Annotated in this window: 14 protein-coding genes; 7 read left to right on the top strand and 7 right to left on the bottom strand. The window is 73.4% G+C overall.

Annotated features, from left to right (window positions below):
* Positions 1-98: 98 nt before the first annotated feature.
* Both HNR57_RS36470 and HNR57_RS36465 read right to left on the bottom strand, forming a co-directional pair.
* Positions 99-911, bottom strand: a complete 813-nt coding sequence (locus HNR57_RS36470; protein WP_184567215.1) for a PaaX family transcriptional regulator — start codon at positions 909-911, stop codon at positions 99-101.
* A gap of 15 nt (positions 912-926) precedes the next feature.
* Positions 927-2537: an AMP-binding protein gene (locus HNR57_RS36465; protein WP_184567211.1), complete on the bottom strand. Its 1611-nt coding sequence runs from the start codon at positions 2535-2537 to the stop codon at positions 927-929.
* 127 nt (positions 2538-2664) lie between these two features.
* Between HNR57_RS36465 and HNR57_RS36460 the strand changes: the two genes are divergently transcribed.
* Positions 2665-3819 carry an acyl-CoA dehydrogenase family protein gene (locus HNR57_RS36460; RefSeq protein ID WP_184567209.1) on the top strand — a complete coding sequence of 385 codons (1155 nt, stop codon included), beginning with the start codon at positions 2665-2667 and terminating at the stop codon, positions 3817-3819.
* Positions 3816-4214, top strand: coding sequence for a RidA family protein (locus HNR57_RS36455; RefSeq protein ID WP_184567207.1), 399 nt, complete (start codon positions 3816-3818; stop codon positions 4212-4214). The genes HNR57_RS36460 and HNR57_RS36455 overlap by 4 nt, the downstream gene beginning before the upstream one ends.
* Positions 4215-4227: 13 nt before the next feature.
* Here HNR57_RS36455 and HNR57_RS36450 read toward each other — a convergent pair whose 3' ends face one another.
* Positions 4228-4422: a DUF5999 family protein gene (locus HNR57_RS36450; protein ID WP_184567205.1), complete on the bottom strand. Its 195-nt coding sequence runs from the start codon at positions 4420-4422 to the stop codon at positions 4228-4230.
* A gap of 258 nt (positions 4423-4680) precedes the next feature.
* Here HNR57_RS36450 and HNR57_RS36445 point away from each other — a divergent pair, with 258 nt between their 5' ends.
* From HNR57_RS36445 to HNR57_RS36425, 5 genes are all read left to right on the top strand, one after another.
* A complete protein-coding gene (locus HNR57_RS36445; protein WP_184567203.1) occupies positions 4681-6270 on the top strand; it encodes an ABC transporter substrate-binding protein in 1590 nt (529 codons plus the stop codon).
* A gap of 20 nt (positions 6271-6290) precedes the next feature.
* Positions 6291-7259, top strand: a complete 969-nt coding sequence (locus HNR57_RS36440) for an ABC transporter permease (protein WP_184567201.1) — start codon at positions 6291-6293, stop codon at positions 7257-7259.
* The gene (locus tag HNR57_RS36435) at positions 7249-8148 is read left to right on the top strand and encodes an ABC transporter permease (RefSeq protein ID WP_184567200.1); all 900 of its coding nucleotides are present in this window, start codon (positions 7249-7251) and stop codon (positions 8146-8148) included. The genes HNR57_RS36440 and HNR57_RS36435 overlap by 11 nt, the downstream gene beginning before the upstream one ends.
* A gap of 62 nt (positions 8149-8210) precedes the next feature.
* Positions 8211-9134, top strand: a complete 924-nt coding sequence (locus tag HNR57_RS36430) for an ABC transporter ATP-binding protein (protein WP_184567324.1) — start codon at positions 8211-8213, stop codon at positions 9132-9134.
* Complete coding sequence (locus HNR57_RS36425; protein WP_184567199.1) at positions 9127-9780, top strand: ABC transporter ATP-binding protein; 654 nt, start codon at positions 9127-9129, stop codon at positions 9778-9780. Before HNR57_RS36430 ends, HNR57_RS36425 begins: the two co-directional genes overlap by 8 nt.
* A 4-nt stretch (positions 9781-9784) precedes the next feature.
* Here HNR57_RS36425 and HNR57_RS36420 read toward each other — a convergent pair whose 3' ends face one another.
* From HNR57_RS36420 to HNR57_RS36405, 4 genes are all read right to left on the bottom strand, one after another.
* Positions 9785-10096 carry an ArsR/SmtB family transcription factor gene (locus HNR57_RS36420; RefSeq protein ID WP_107453418.1) on the bottom strand — a complete coding sequence of 104 codons (312 nt, stop codon included), beginning with the start codon at positions 10094-10096 and terminating at the stop codon, positions 9785-9787.
* 65 nt (positions 10097-10161) lie between these two features.
* Positions 10162-10461 carry a hypothetical protein gene (locus tag HNR57_RS36415; protein WP_184567198.1) on the bottom strand — a complete coding sequence of 100 codons (300 nt, stop codon included), beginning with the start codon at positions 10459-10461 and terminating at the stop codon, positions 10162-10164.
* A gap of 152 nt (positions 10462-10613) precedes the next feature.
* The gene (locus HNR57_RS36410) at positions 10614-11378 is read right to left on the bottom strand and encodes a class I SAM-dependent methyltransferase (protein ID WP_184567197.1); all 765 of its coding nucleotides are present in this window, start codon (positions 11376-11378) and stop codon (positions 10614-10616) included.
* Between the two features lie 89 nt (positions 11379-11467).
* On the bottom strand, positions 11468-12664 hold the full coding sequence (locus HNR57_RS36405; protein WP_184567196.1) for an aminotransferase class V-fold PLP-dependent enzyme: 1197 nt from the start codon (positions 12662-12664) through the stop codon (positions 11468-11470).
* Positions 12665-12668: the final 4 nt, after the last annotated feature.

Below are 12668 nucleotides of genomic sequence, written 5' to 3'. Positions count from 1 at the left end.
CTCGGTCCGCCTCCCGGTACGTGCTCCGTCCACTCGCGGACATCGTTGACCGTTCCCCAGCGGAGCAAACGTGGCAAACCGGGCGGAGCTTGCGAGGGTCAGAGCCCCACGAACCCCGCCCCCGCGTCCCGCAGCCGTTCGTGGAGCCCCCGGAACACCGCCGCCGAGCGGACACCCGGCCAGTCGGCGGGAAGCAGGCCGGACGGCAGGCCCGGGTCGGTGTAGGGGAGGTGGCGCCAGGAGTCCAGGGCGAGGAGGTAGTCCCGGTACGCCTCCTCGGCCGGGGTGTCCTCCCGCTTCTCCCAGTCGCGCAGCACACGTGCGTGGCGGTCGAGGAACGCCTCGTGCTCCTTGGCGATGGCCGCGAGGTCCCACCACCGGGCTACGGCCTCGGCGGTCGGGGCGAAGCCGAGGTGGTCGCCGCGGAAGAAGTCGACGTACGCGTCGAGCCGCAGCCGCTGGAGCGTGTGCCGGGTCTCCTCGTAGAGCCGCGCGGGCGCGATCCACACGCCCGGGGCGGCCGTGCCGAAGCCGAGCCCGGCCAGCCGGGAGCGCAGCACGTGCCGCTTCTGCCGTTCCGACTCCGGCACGGAGAACACCGCGAGCACCCAGCCCTCGTCCTCGGGCGGGGCGGAGGCGTAGATGCGGCGGTCGCCGTCGTCGAGCAACTGACGGGCGTCCGGGGACAGTTCGTAGCCGGCCGCACCCTGGGCGGTGCGGGCCGGTACGAGCAGTCCGCGTCTCTTGAGCCGCGACACCGAGGAGCGGACGGACGGGGCGTCCACGCCGGCCGCGGCCAGCAGCCGGATCAGTTCGGCTACCGGCACGGGGCCCGGCACGAAGCGGCCGTACGCGCCGTAGAGCGTGACGATGAGAGACCGTGGTGCATGCTGGTCGGACACGTTGATCATCTTAGGTCGTACGGATCACTCCTGGTCGCCTCCCGGTACCCCGTGGGCCCGCAGTCTGAACCGCTGGAGCTTGCCGGTCGCCGTGCGCGGCAGCGCGTCCAGGAAGACGATCTCGCGCGGGCACTTGTACGGGGCCAGCTCGCCCTTCACGAAGGCGCGCAGCGCCTCGGCGTCCCGCTCCGCGCCCTCCTTGAGGACGGCGAAGGCCAGCACGACCTGCCCGCGGGCCTCGTCGGGCCGCCCCACGACCGCCGCCTCCACCACGTCCGGGTGCCGCAGCAGCGCGTCCTCCACCTCGGGGCCGGCGATGTTGTAGCCGGCCGAGATGATCATGTCGTCGGCGCGGGCGACATAGCGGAAGTAGCCGTCGGGGTCGCGGACGTAGGTGTCGCCGGTGACGTTCCAGCCGCCGCGCACGTAGTCCCGTTGCCGAGGGTCGGCCAGGTAGCGGCAGCCGACCGGTCCCCGTACGGCGAGCAGCCCCGGCTGGCCGTCTGGCACGGGCCGGCCGTCCGCGTCCTGTACGCGCGCCTGCCACCCCGGCACGGGGACGCCCGTGGTTCCGGGCCGGATCCGGTCGTCTGCCGCGGAGATGAAGATGTGCAGCAGCTCGGTGGCGCCGATGCCGTTGATGACGCGCAGGCCGGTGCGCTCGTGCCAGGCCTGCCAGGTGGCCGCGGGCAGGTTCTCGCCGGCCGAGACGCAGCGGCGCAGGGAGGAGATGTCATGCCCGTCGAGTTGGTCGAGCATCGCGCGGTACGCCGTCGGCGCGGTGAACAGCACGGAGACCCGGTGCCGGGCGATGGCGGGCAGCAGCTGCCGGGGCCCGGCCTGTTCGAGCAGCAGCGCACGTGCGCCGGCCCGCAGCGGGAAGACCACCAGCCCGCCGAGACCGAAGGTGAAGCCCAGGGGAGGGCTGCCGGTGAACACGTCGTCCGCGTCGGGCTTCAGGACGTGCCGGGAGAAGGTGTCGGCGATCGCCAGGACGTCCCGGTGCAGATGCATACAGCCCTTGGGGCGGCCGGTGGTGCCGGAGGTGAACGCGATCAGCGCCACGTCGTCGGCCGCCGTGGCGACGGCCTCGTACGGGGTCGCGGGGGCCGGGCGGTTGAGGAGGTCGTCCGGGGCGTCACCGCCGTAGGCCGTGATGCGCAGGCCGGGGACCTCGGCCTTGGCGAGGTCGTCGACGGCCCGGATGTCGCACAGCGCGTGCCGCACCCGCGCGATCTCGCACATCGTGCTCAGCTCGTGCGGGCGCTGCTGGGCGAGCACCGTGACCGCCACGGCCCCCGCCTTCAGCACCGCCAGCCAGCAGGCCGCGAGCCAGGGCGTGGTGGGGCCGCGCAGCAGCACCCGGTTGCCGGGGACGACACCGAGTTCACCGGTGAGCAGGTGCGCGACGTGGTCCACGCGGGCGCGCAGATCGCCGTACGTCCACGGCTCGCCGGTGGGCGTGAGGAACGCCGGGCGATCGTCGGGCGGGCCGTGCAGCAGTTCGGCGGCGCAGTTGAGCCGTTCGGGGTAGTGCAGCTCCGGCAGATCGAAGCGGAGCTCGGGCCATTGGTCCCGGGGTGGCAGATGGTCCCGGGCGAAGGTGTCGACGTGGGCCGTGCGCCGTGAATTCATACGGTTCGCCCCCTTGGCGTGGTGGGCTCGCCCCAGGAGCGTATCGTGTTGGTGACGACAGTCAACGGTCCGCGATAGCCTCGGAGTGGCCCGGCCGGAAGGCGGGGTGGCGGAGAAGGGACCGGCGATGACCGCATTCTCGCTCGAACCGGCACAACTCGCCTGGTGTGCCGAGCTGCGCACCCTGGCCGCGGAACGGCTCCGCCCGCTGGCCGACAAGGGCGAACCGGGGCAGGTGAACCGGGCCCTGGTCGCCGAACTGGGCAGCCTGGGGCTCCTCGGACGCCTGTTCACCTCGGGGGCGCTCGACCTGTGCCTGATGCGCGAGTCCCTGGCCTACGCCTGCACGGAGGCCGAGACGGCCCTGGCCCTCCAGGGCCTCGGCGCCCACCCGGTCCACGCGCACGGCACCCGGGAGCAACGCGCCCGCTGGCTGCCCCGGGTGGCCGACGGCACGGCGATCGCGGCCTTCGCGCTGAGCGAGGCGGGGGCGGGATCGGACGCGGCGGCGCTGGAGTTGCGGGCGGAGCCGGCCGCCCCGGCCCTCGCCGCCGCCCCCGACGGCCCCGCCCGCTGGCGTCTCACCGGCGAGAAGTGCTGGATCTCCAACGCCCCGGAGGCGGACTTCTACACGGTCTTCGCCCGGACCACTCCGGGCGCCGGGGCCCGCGGCGTCACCGCCTTCCTCGTGCCCGCCGACCGCAAGGGTCTGACCGGCCGCGGACTCGACATGCTCTCGCCGCACCCCATCGGCGCCCTCGGCTTCGACGCCGTGCCCGTGACGGCCGACGACGTGCTCGGCGAGGTGGACCGCGGCTTCCGGGTCGCCATGGGGACGCTCAATCTGTTCCGGCCCAGCGTCGGCGCGTTCGCGGTCGGCATGGCCCAGGCCGCCCTCGACGCGACCCTCGCCCACACCGCCGGGCGGGACGCCTTCGGGGGCAAGCTGAAGGACCTGCAGACCGTCGCGCACCAGGTCGCCGAGATGGCCCTGCGCACGGAGGCGGCCCGGCTGATGGTCCACGCGGCGGCATCGGCGTACGACGCGGGCGCCCCGGACGTGCCCCGGCGCTCCGCCATGGCGAAACTGCTCGCCACCGAGACCGCGCAGTACGTCGTCGACACAGCCGTCCAGCTGCACGGAGCCCGGGCCCTGCAACGCGGCCACCTGCTCGAACACCTCTACCGCGAGGTGCGCGCCCCCCGTGTCTACGAAGGGGCCAGCGAGGTGCAACGCGGCATCATCGCCAAGGAGTTGTACGCCCGTCAGGAGGCCCGGTGAGCACCGAGCGCGTCAACCCGCCCGAGCTGTCCCCGCCGGCCGGCTTCTCCCACGCCGTCGTGGCGTCCGGCTCGCGGGTGGTGTTCCTCGCGGGGCAGACCGCCCTGGACACCGACGGCAAGGTGGCCGGCCACACCCTGCCCGAGCAGTTCGAGAGGGCCCTCACCAACCTGCTGGCCGCCCTCACGGCTGCCGGTGGCACGCCCTCCGACCTGGCGCGCGTCACGGTCTACGCCACGGATGTCGAGGCGTACCGTACGCACGCTCCCGAACTGGGCCGCACCTGGCGCGAGTTGGCCGGACGCGACTACCCCGCCATGGCGGTCGTCGAGGTCGTCCGGCTGTGGGACGCGGAGGCGATGGTGGAACTGGACGGCTTCGCGGTCCTGCCGTAGGGCGCCGCTCCGGTCAGGCCGCGACGGCCAGCCCCTCCGCCGTCACCCGGCGGGGCTGCACCACGCGCCCGTCCGGCAGCAGTTCGCCGGTGTCGTCGAAGACGACCGTCCCGTCGCACAGCAGGCTCCAGCCCTGCTCGGGGCGGGCCGCGACGACGTGCGCGGCGGGGGAGTCGGTCGCGGGGCACAGGGGCTGGTGGGCACACATGGCGCACCTCCACGTCGGCAGGGCCGTCCGAAGGGTTCGGACGACTCGTACAGACAGACCATCCTCCCGTGCCGGACTCATCGGAACGGCCCGGCGGGAAGCGTGACACGCCCCGGACATTTCCCGGACGGTTCCACGACGGCCGGTGGGTGGGGGTCACGGGCGCCGGGCCGGAGGGCCGGTACGAGCGGAAGCAATCATGTTTAATTGCGATGTCTTTGCAACAGCCTTACGAGAGCAACAAGGGTGTGAGGTCACATGTCGACCCGTCGGATACGAGGGACCGCCGTCACGGCGGCGCTGGCCGCGGCGGTCACCGCCTGCTCGGCCCCCGGCAGCGGCGGTTCGGGAGACGGCAAGTCCGCGGGGTCCGTCGTGCTCGGGGTGGCCTCCGAGCCGGACACCCTCAGCCCGCTGCTCGGCTACGGCAAGGACGGGAACTCCAAGATCTTCGACGGGCTCCTCGCCCGCGACGCCGACCTGAAGCTGAAGCCCGCCCTGGCGGCCGAACTCCCCGAGGTCACCGACGGCGGCCGCACGTACACCTTCACCCTGCGCAAAGGAGTCGAGTTCAGCGACGGCGAACCGCTGACGTCCGCCGACGTCGTCTACACGTACCGGACGATCCTCGACGCGAAGACCAACAACACCTTCAAGAGCGAACTGGACGCCGTCAAGGAGGTCAAGGCGAGCGGCGACGACAAGGTCGTCTTCACACTGAAGTACCCCTACGCCGCCTTCGCCGCCCGCACCGTCCTGCCCATCGTCCCCGAGCACGTGGCGGGGAAGCAGGACCCCAACACCGGCTCCTTCAACACCAAACCGGTCGGCACCGGGCCGTACGTCCTCGCCACGTGGAGCAAGGGCGAGAAGCTCACTTTCAAGGCCAACCCCCGCTACTGGGGCGGCGAGCCGAAGGTGAAGGCCTTCACCATGGCGGTCATCGGCGACGACAACGTGCGCGCCACCCGCCTGCGCTCCGGCGACCTCGACGGAGCGGTCCTCCCGCCCAACCTCGCCGCCACGTTCGAGAACGACGACGCCAAGCGCACCTACGAGGCCCGGTCCTACGACTTCCGGGCCGTCACCCTCCCCACCGCGAACAAGGTCACCGGCGACCGTGCGATCCGCCGGGCCCTCGACGCCGCCGTGGACCGCCAGGCGATGGTCGACAAGATCCTCGACGGCGCGGGCCGCCCGGCGTACGGGCCGCTGCCCGTCGACGACCCGGCGTTCACCGAGGACATCGAGCGCACCCAGGACCTCGGCAAGGCCGACAAGATCCTCAACGAGGCCGGCTGGAAGCCCGGCGAGGGCGGCGTCCGCACCAAGGACGGACAGCGCGCGGCCTTCACCCTGCTCTACCCCTCCGGCGACAAGGTCCGCCAGGACCACGCCCTCGCCTACGCCTCGGACGCCAAGAAGGCCGGCATCGAGGTGAAGGTGGAGAGCGCCACCTGGGAGGTCATCGAGCCGCGCATGAAGGACGACGCCGTCCTCGCGGGCTTCGGCAGCACCGGCGACCCCGACTTCGGCCTCTACACGCTGCTGCACTCCTCCCTCGCCGGCGACGGCTTCAACAACATGGCCCGCTACGACAACCCGGCCGTGGACCGCGCCCTCGACAACGGCCGCCGCAGCCAGGACCCGGCTGAGCGCACGTCCGCCTACGACAAGCTCCAGCGCGCCCTGGTGCAGGACCCCGGCTACACCTTCCTCACCCACATCGACCACCTCTACGTGCTGGCCGACCGCTGGGACGGCCTGAACACCCAGCTGGAGCCGCACGAGCACGGCTTCGCCAGCGGCCCCTGGTGGAACATCGAGGACTGGCAGCCGAAGAAGTGACCCGCCTTCCCTGGGGAGCGATGGCACGACTGGCGGGACGGCGGGCCCTGTTCGCCGTCCCCGTCCTGCTCGTCGTCACCTTCGGTGTGTTCGCCATCGCCGCCGCCTCCCCGTTCGACCCCGTCAAGGCGTACGCCGGCACCGCCGCGCTCGGCGCCGACCAGCAGACCCTGGACCGGCTGCGCGAGAACCTCGGCGTGGACCAGCCCTTCGCCGCCCGCTGGTGGCACTGGCTGGCCTCCGCCCTCACCGGCGACCTCGGCCACTCCAGCGTCATGCGGCAGCCGGTCGCCCAGGTCATCGGCGAACGGCTCGTGTGGTCCGCGCTGCTCTGCGCCATCGCCTTCGCCGCCGCCGTGCTGGTGGGCACGGTCCTCGGCGTGCTCGCCGCCCGCCGCCCCGGCTCGCTCGTCGACCGGACCGTCACCTCCCTCGCCTACACCCTGGAGGCGGCACCGGTCTTCTGGATCGCGCTGCTCGCCATCTGGCTGTTCGCCCTCCAGTGGGACCTCCTCCCGGCGGGCGGCCTGACCGACACCGGCAGCGAGCAGGTCACGCCCGGTCAGGTCACGAGCCATGTCCTCCTGCCCGCCGGGGTCCTCGCCGTGTCCCAGCTGCCGTGGTTCACCCTGTACGTACGCCAGGGCGTCGGCGACGCGCTGGCGGAGGACCCCGTACGCGGAGCCCGCGCCCGCGGCCTGAGCGAAGGCACCGTCCTGCTCGGCCACGCCCTGCGCTCCGGGCTCCTCCCGGTGCTCACGCTCATCGGCTCCCGCGTCCCCGAACTCATCACCGGAGCGCTGCTGGTGGAGAGCGTCTTCAGCTGGCCGGGCATCGCCGCGGCCACCGTCGAGGCGGCCACCGCCGTCGACTTCCCGCTGCTCGCCGCCCTGACGACCCTGGCCACCGCCGCGGTGCTCGCCGGGAACCTGCTCGCCGACCTGCTCTACGGACTGTTCGACCCGAGGGTGAAGCTCAGTGACATGTGACGCCCCGGCGCCCGCCGCCGCCCCGGAGCGGACCGAGTGGCGCTCCCACGGGCCCAGGCGCCGCTCCACCCGCGCCCTGCGTGTGCGCACCTCCGCCGCGCTCGTGGCCGCGACCGTCCTCGCCGTGCTGCTCGTGCCGCCGCTGGTCCAGCTCGACCAGCAGGCCGTCGACCTCGCCGCCAAGCTGCGACCGCCGTCCTGGGCCCACCCGTTCGGCACCGACGACGTCGGCCGCGACCTGCTGCTGCGCTGCGTCTACGGCCTGCGCGTCTCCCTGCTCGTCGGGGTGGCGGCGGCGCTGACCGCGACCGTCGTCGGCACGGCGGTGGGCGCGGCCGCCGGGGCGCTGGGCGGGTGGGCCGACCGGGCCCTGATGCGGGTGGTCGACACGTTCTCGTCCGTGCCGCACCTGCTGCTCGGCATCTTCATCGTCACCATGTTCCGGCCGGGAGTGTGGCCGGTGGTGATCTCGGTGGCGCTGACCCACTGGCTGTCCACGGCCCGGATCGTCCGTGCCGAGGTGCTGTCCCTGCGGTCCAGGCCGTACATCGACGCCGCCGTCTCCGGCGGGGCGTCCCGGTGGCGGGTGACCGTGCGGCACCTGCTGCCCGCCGTTCTTCCCCAGGCCGCGCTGGCCGCCGTGCTGATGGTGCCGCACGCCATGTGGCACGAGTCGGCACTGTCCTTCCTCGGACTGGGGCTGCCCACGCACACGGCGAGCCTCGGCACCCTGATCCAGAGCGCCCGCGGCTCCCTCCTCGCCGGCCAGTGGTGGCCGACCCTCTTCCCGGGCCTCTTCCTCATCGTCCCCACCCTCGCCATCGCCGGACTCGCCGGGGCCTGGCGGGAGCGGATCAACCCCCGCCACCGATCGGAGCTGATGCTGTGAGCGCCGGCCTGGACGTCACGCCCCCGGTGCTGTCCGTCCGCGGACTGTCCGTGCGGTTCCTCATGCCCGGCGGGCGCCGCGTAGCCGCCGTCACCGACGCACGGTTCGACGTGGCGCCCGGCGAGTGCCTGGCCCTGATCGGGGAGAGCGGCTGCGGCAAGTCCGTGCTGGCCTCCGCCCTGCTCGGACTGCTCCCCGGCAACGCCCGGACCGCCGGCTCGGCCCTCCTCGGCGGCCTGGACCTGCTCACCGCCGACGAGCGGACCCTCGCCCGCACGGTACGGGGGCGGCTCATCGGCCTGGTACCGCAGAGCCCGGCCGCCCACCTCACCCCGGTCCGCACCGTCCGCTCCCAACTGGAGGAGACGGTCGCCGCGTTGACCGCGACCCGGGGTCGCGCCGCCCTGCGGGCCGCCGCCGAGGCCGCCGCCGAACGGGCCGCGTTTCCCGCGGACCACCTCGACCGCCACCCCCACCAGCTGTCCGGCGGCCTCGCCCAGCGCGCCGCAACCGCCCTCGCCCTGGTCGGCGACGCGCCCCTGCTGCTCGCCGACGAACCCACCACCGGACTCGACCGCGACCTGGTGGACCGTACGGCCGACGAACTGCGGCGGCACGTCGACGAACCGGGTGAGGGCGGCCGCGGGCGCGCCCTGCTGATGATCACCCATGATCTGGCGGCCGCCGAGCGCATCGCCGACCGGGTCGCGGTCATGTACGCCGGGCGGATCGTCGAACTCGCCGACGCCGCCGCCTTCTTCGGCTCCCCCGGGCCCCGCCACCCCTACAGCCGCGGCCTGCTCCAGGCCCTGCCCGACCGTGCCTTCACCCCCATCCCCGGCATGCCGCCCGAACTCGGCGACCTCCCGGACGGCTGCGCCTTCGCCGCCCGCTGCGACCGGGCCACCGACGCCTGCGCCGCCCCGCCGCCCCCCGGCACGGTCGCCTGCCACCACCCGCACGTGCCGGAGGACGTCCGTGCTTGAACTGCGCTCCATCACCGCCGGATACGCCAGGAACGCCCCGGTGGTCCGGGACGTCTCCCTGACCGTCGCGCCGGGCGAGTCCGTCGGCCTGCTCGGCCCGAGCGGCTGCGGCAAGTCCACCCTCGCGCGGGTCGCGGCCCTGCTGCACCGCCCCGACTCCGGCACCCTGCTCCTCGACGGCGAGCCCGTACGGCGCTGGCGCCATCGCGCCCCACGCGAGAAGCGCACCGCCTTCGGGGTCGTCTTCCAGCAGGCCAGGCTCTCCGCTGACCCGCGGCTGCCGCTCACCGACCTGATCGCCGAGCCCCTGCGCGCCACCGGCCGCGGCGATGAAGTACCCGGCCGGATCGCCGAGTTGGCCCCCGTCGTCGGCCTCACTTCCGACCTGCTGACCCGGCGGCCGCACGAGGTCAGCGACGGGCAGCTGCAACGCGCCTGCCTCGCCCGGGCGTTGGTGCTGCGCCCGCGGCTGCTGGTGTGCGACGAGATGACCGCGATGCTCGACGCCTCGACGGCAGCCGCCCTGGTCGCCGCCGTCGAGGACTACCGGGCCGCGACGGGCGCCGCCCTGCTGGCCGTCGGTCACGACCGCACCCTGCTCCGGCGCTGGTGCGACCGCACCGTCGCATGGGACAGCCTGATCTGAGGCGCTACTCCTGTACGTGCCGGATGGCGTCCAGCACGATGTGCGCCACATGGTCGTCGGTGAGGGTGTACCGCGTCTCGCGGGCCTGACGCCGGGCGGTGACGATCCGGGAGGTGCGCAGCACCCTCAGGTGCTGGGAGACCAGCGGCTGGCTCACGCCCAGGGCGGTCACCAGTTCATGGACGTACTTCCCGCCGCCGGACAGTTCCCGCACGATGCCCAGCCGTACGGGCGAGGCCAGGGCGCGCAGCAGCTCGCCGGCCGCCTGCAGGGTCGGATCCGGCTCGTCCGTCGGGGGAGAGGGCGTCGTTGTCATATGCATACATTAGCATATGACAACGATTCCCAGTTCGCTCTTCGTCCGTCCGGGACGGACCGCCGTCAGTGGTCGTCCCAGTGTCCCTCGTGGGCGGCGTGGCGGTGGCCGTCGTGCACGTAGTCCGTGTGGTCGTCGTGCCGCACGGCCAGGTGGCCGCAGTCCTCGCCGTGCTCGTGGTCGTGGTTCTGGTGCACCGCGTGGCCGCCGTCGGTGCACTCGTCGGTGTGCCCGTCGTGCGTGCGGTGGATGTGGCCGTCGTGGGCGTAGTCGGTGTGGTCGCCGTGGGTGAAGGCGAGGTGCCCGCAGTCGTCGCCGTGGGCGTGCGCGTGATCCTCGTGGGTGATGTGCTGGGCGGTGGTCATGGTGGAGCTCCTTGCGTGTGCTGGCGGCCGGTCGTGGCGCATCGTCCCGAGTCCGGCATGGCGACATTAACATATAGCGATTCCTGCATGTATTGTCGGAGCGCCCGCCGCCGCCCGCCATCCGAGGCGGGGCGCACGGGTGAATCGCCGGCTTAGCGCACCGCCACGACCACGCAGCTGTCGCCGTACTGCCACACCGGGCCGGCCTGGGCGAAGCCGGCCTGCCGGAGGAGCTCCAGATGGGCGGGGAGGGGGAGTTCCGCGGGGCGGCCGGTGCCGAGGGGGGCTTCGCGGCGGCGGCGCTCGGCGAGGAGATCGGTCAGCTCCGGGTCGTCGCCGACCGCGGCCCACCAGGAGCCCCAGTCCTCGTGGGCGAACACGCGCTGCCGGTCGGCCCGGCACCGACCGACATGCGCGGCGATCCCCGCCGGGCCCGTCTCGCCCTGGGGCAGGTGGTCGCCGTTGACGAGGACGCCGCCGGGCCGCAGCAGCCCGGCGAGCTGCCGGTAGGTGCCGAGCAGGGTGTCGCGGTCCAGGTAGTGCAGGGCCGTCGTGGAGACGGCCGCGTCCAGGGGCCGGTCCAGGTCCAGGGCCCGCACCCAGCCGGGCCCGCCGATCTCCGCGTCGACGTAGCGGGCCGCGTCCGGGTGGTGGGTGCGGCCCAGCTCCAGCAGGACGGGGTCCCGGTCCACGGCCACGATCTCGGCGTCCGGCAGCCGCCGGATCAGCCGGGCCGCGAGGGAGCCGGGCCCGCAGCCCAGGTCCACGACGAGGGGCGGGGCCGCGCGCCCCGCCGTGACGTGCTCGACGACATCGGCGATCACCGTGAACCGCTCCTCGCGGTCGACGGCGTACCGCTGCTGCTGGAGCTCCCAGCGCTCCACCCATCGCTCCGCCGTCGCCAGACTCAGCCCCATCCGGTCGCGCCACCTCGCCGTCTCGCACCTGACTCGTACGGCCCGAGCCTACAGGTGGAAACGGTTCCCATTATGCCTTGCTGGTGGTGTCACGGGAGAGAGGCGAGAACGGACAGCAGCCGATCGACCTCCTCAACCGTGTTGTACACGTGCAGACTCACCCGCACCGAACCGGTCTTCTCGCCCGCGTCGCCCTGGCAGTGGTGATCGGAGCGGACCATGAAGCCGTGGCTGAACAGGATGAATCCCAGATCGCCCGAGTCGATGGCGTGGTGCCGCAGCGTCACGATGCCCTGGCGGCGCTGCACGGTCGAGTCGGCGGCGAGACTGAGCGGGCAGCCGAGGATCTCGTAGGCGTCCAGCCGCCGCAGCCCTTCGGTGAGCCGGGCCGCCAGGTCGGCCGTCCAGCGCTCGATCCGGTCGACACCGGCCGTCTCCAGCCAGTCCAGGGCCGCTTCGAGCGAGGCGATGCCCACCGTGTTCGGGGTGCCGCTCCACCCGCCGGGCACGAAGGCGGGCCCGCGCGCCTGCCGGGCCCACACCGCCCCGGAACCGGGCAGGGCCAGCGCCTTGTGCCCGGAGAACACCACGAAGTCGACGTCCAGCTCGGCCACGGACACCGGCAGATGCCCGACACTCTGCGCGGCGTCCAGACAGATGACCGCGTCCGGGCCGACGGCCTCGCGGATGCGGTGCACGTTCATGTCGCCGCCGTAGACGTGGTGCACATGGGTGGTGGCCACGAACCGGGTGCGCGGCCCGGCCCGATCCGCCAGCGCCCGGTGGTCGTAGTCCCCCGAGCCGCTCTGGTACGGCATCGGCACCACCCGCACGTGCACCCCCTCCCGCGCGAGCGACCGCTGCGCCTCCAGCCAGGGCACGATGTTCGCCTGGTGGTCGGCGTCCGGTACGACGATCTCGTCGCCGTCGCGCAGGAAGCCCGGCAGCCAGTCGCGGGCGATGGTGCGCAGCCCCTCGGTGGTGCCGCCGGTGAAGTGGACGGCGGAGCGCTCCGGCCGGTCGTCCCCGAGGAACCGGGCGACGCGCCCGCGGGTCCGCTCGACCAGCTCCGTGGTCCGGTTGGCCCAGGTGTAGGTGCCCCGCGCGGAGTTGGCGTTGGAGGTGGTCAGATACGTCTGCACGGCGTCCAGGACGGCCTGCGGCTTCTGTGCCGTGGCCGCGCTGTCCAGGTACGCCAGCTCCGGATGCCCGGTGACGATGGGGAACTGGGCGCGCAGCGCCTGCTGCCACGGGCGCAGATCCTCGCGGGTGATCGGTGCGCTCATGCCG

Source organism: Streptomyces paradoxus (assembly GCF_014202475.1).
Lineage (GTDB): Bacteria > Actinomycetota > Actinomycetes > Streptomycetales > Streptomycetaceae > Streptomyces > Streptomyces paradoxus.
The sequence above is the reverse complement of the archived record's forward strand: the minus strand, read 5'-3'. Positions and strand labels throughout refer to the sequence as shown.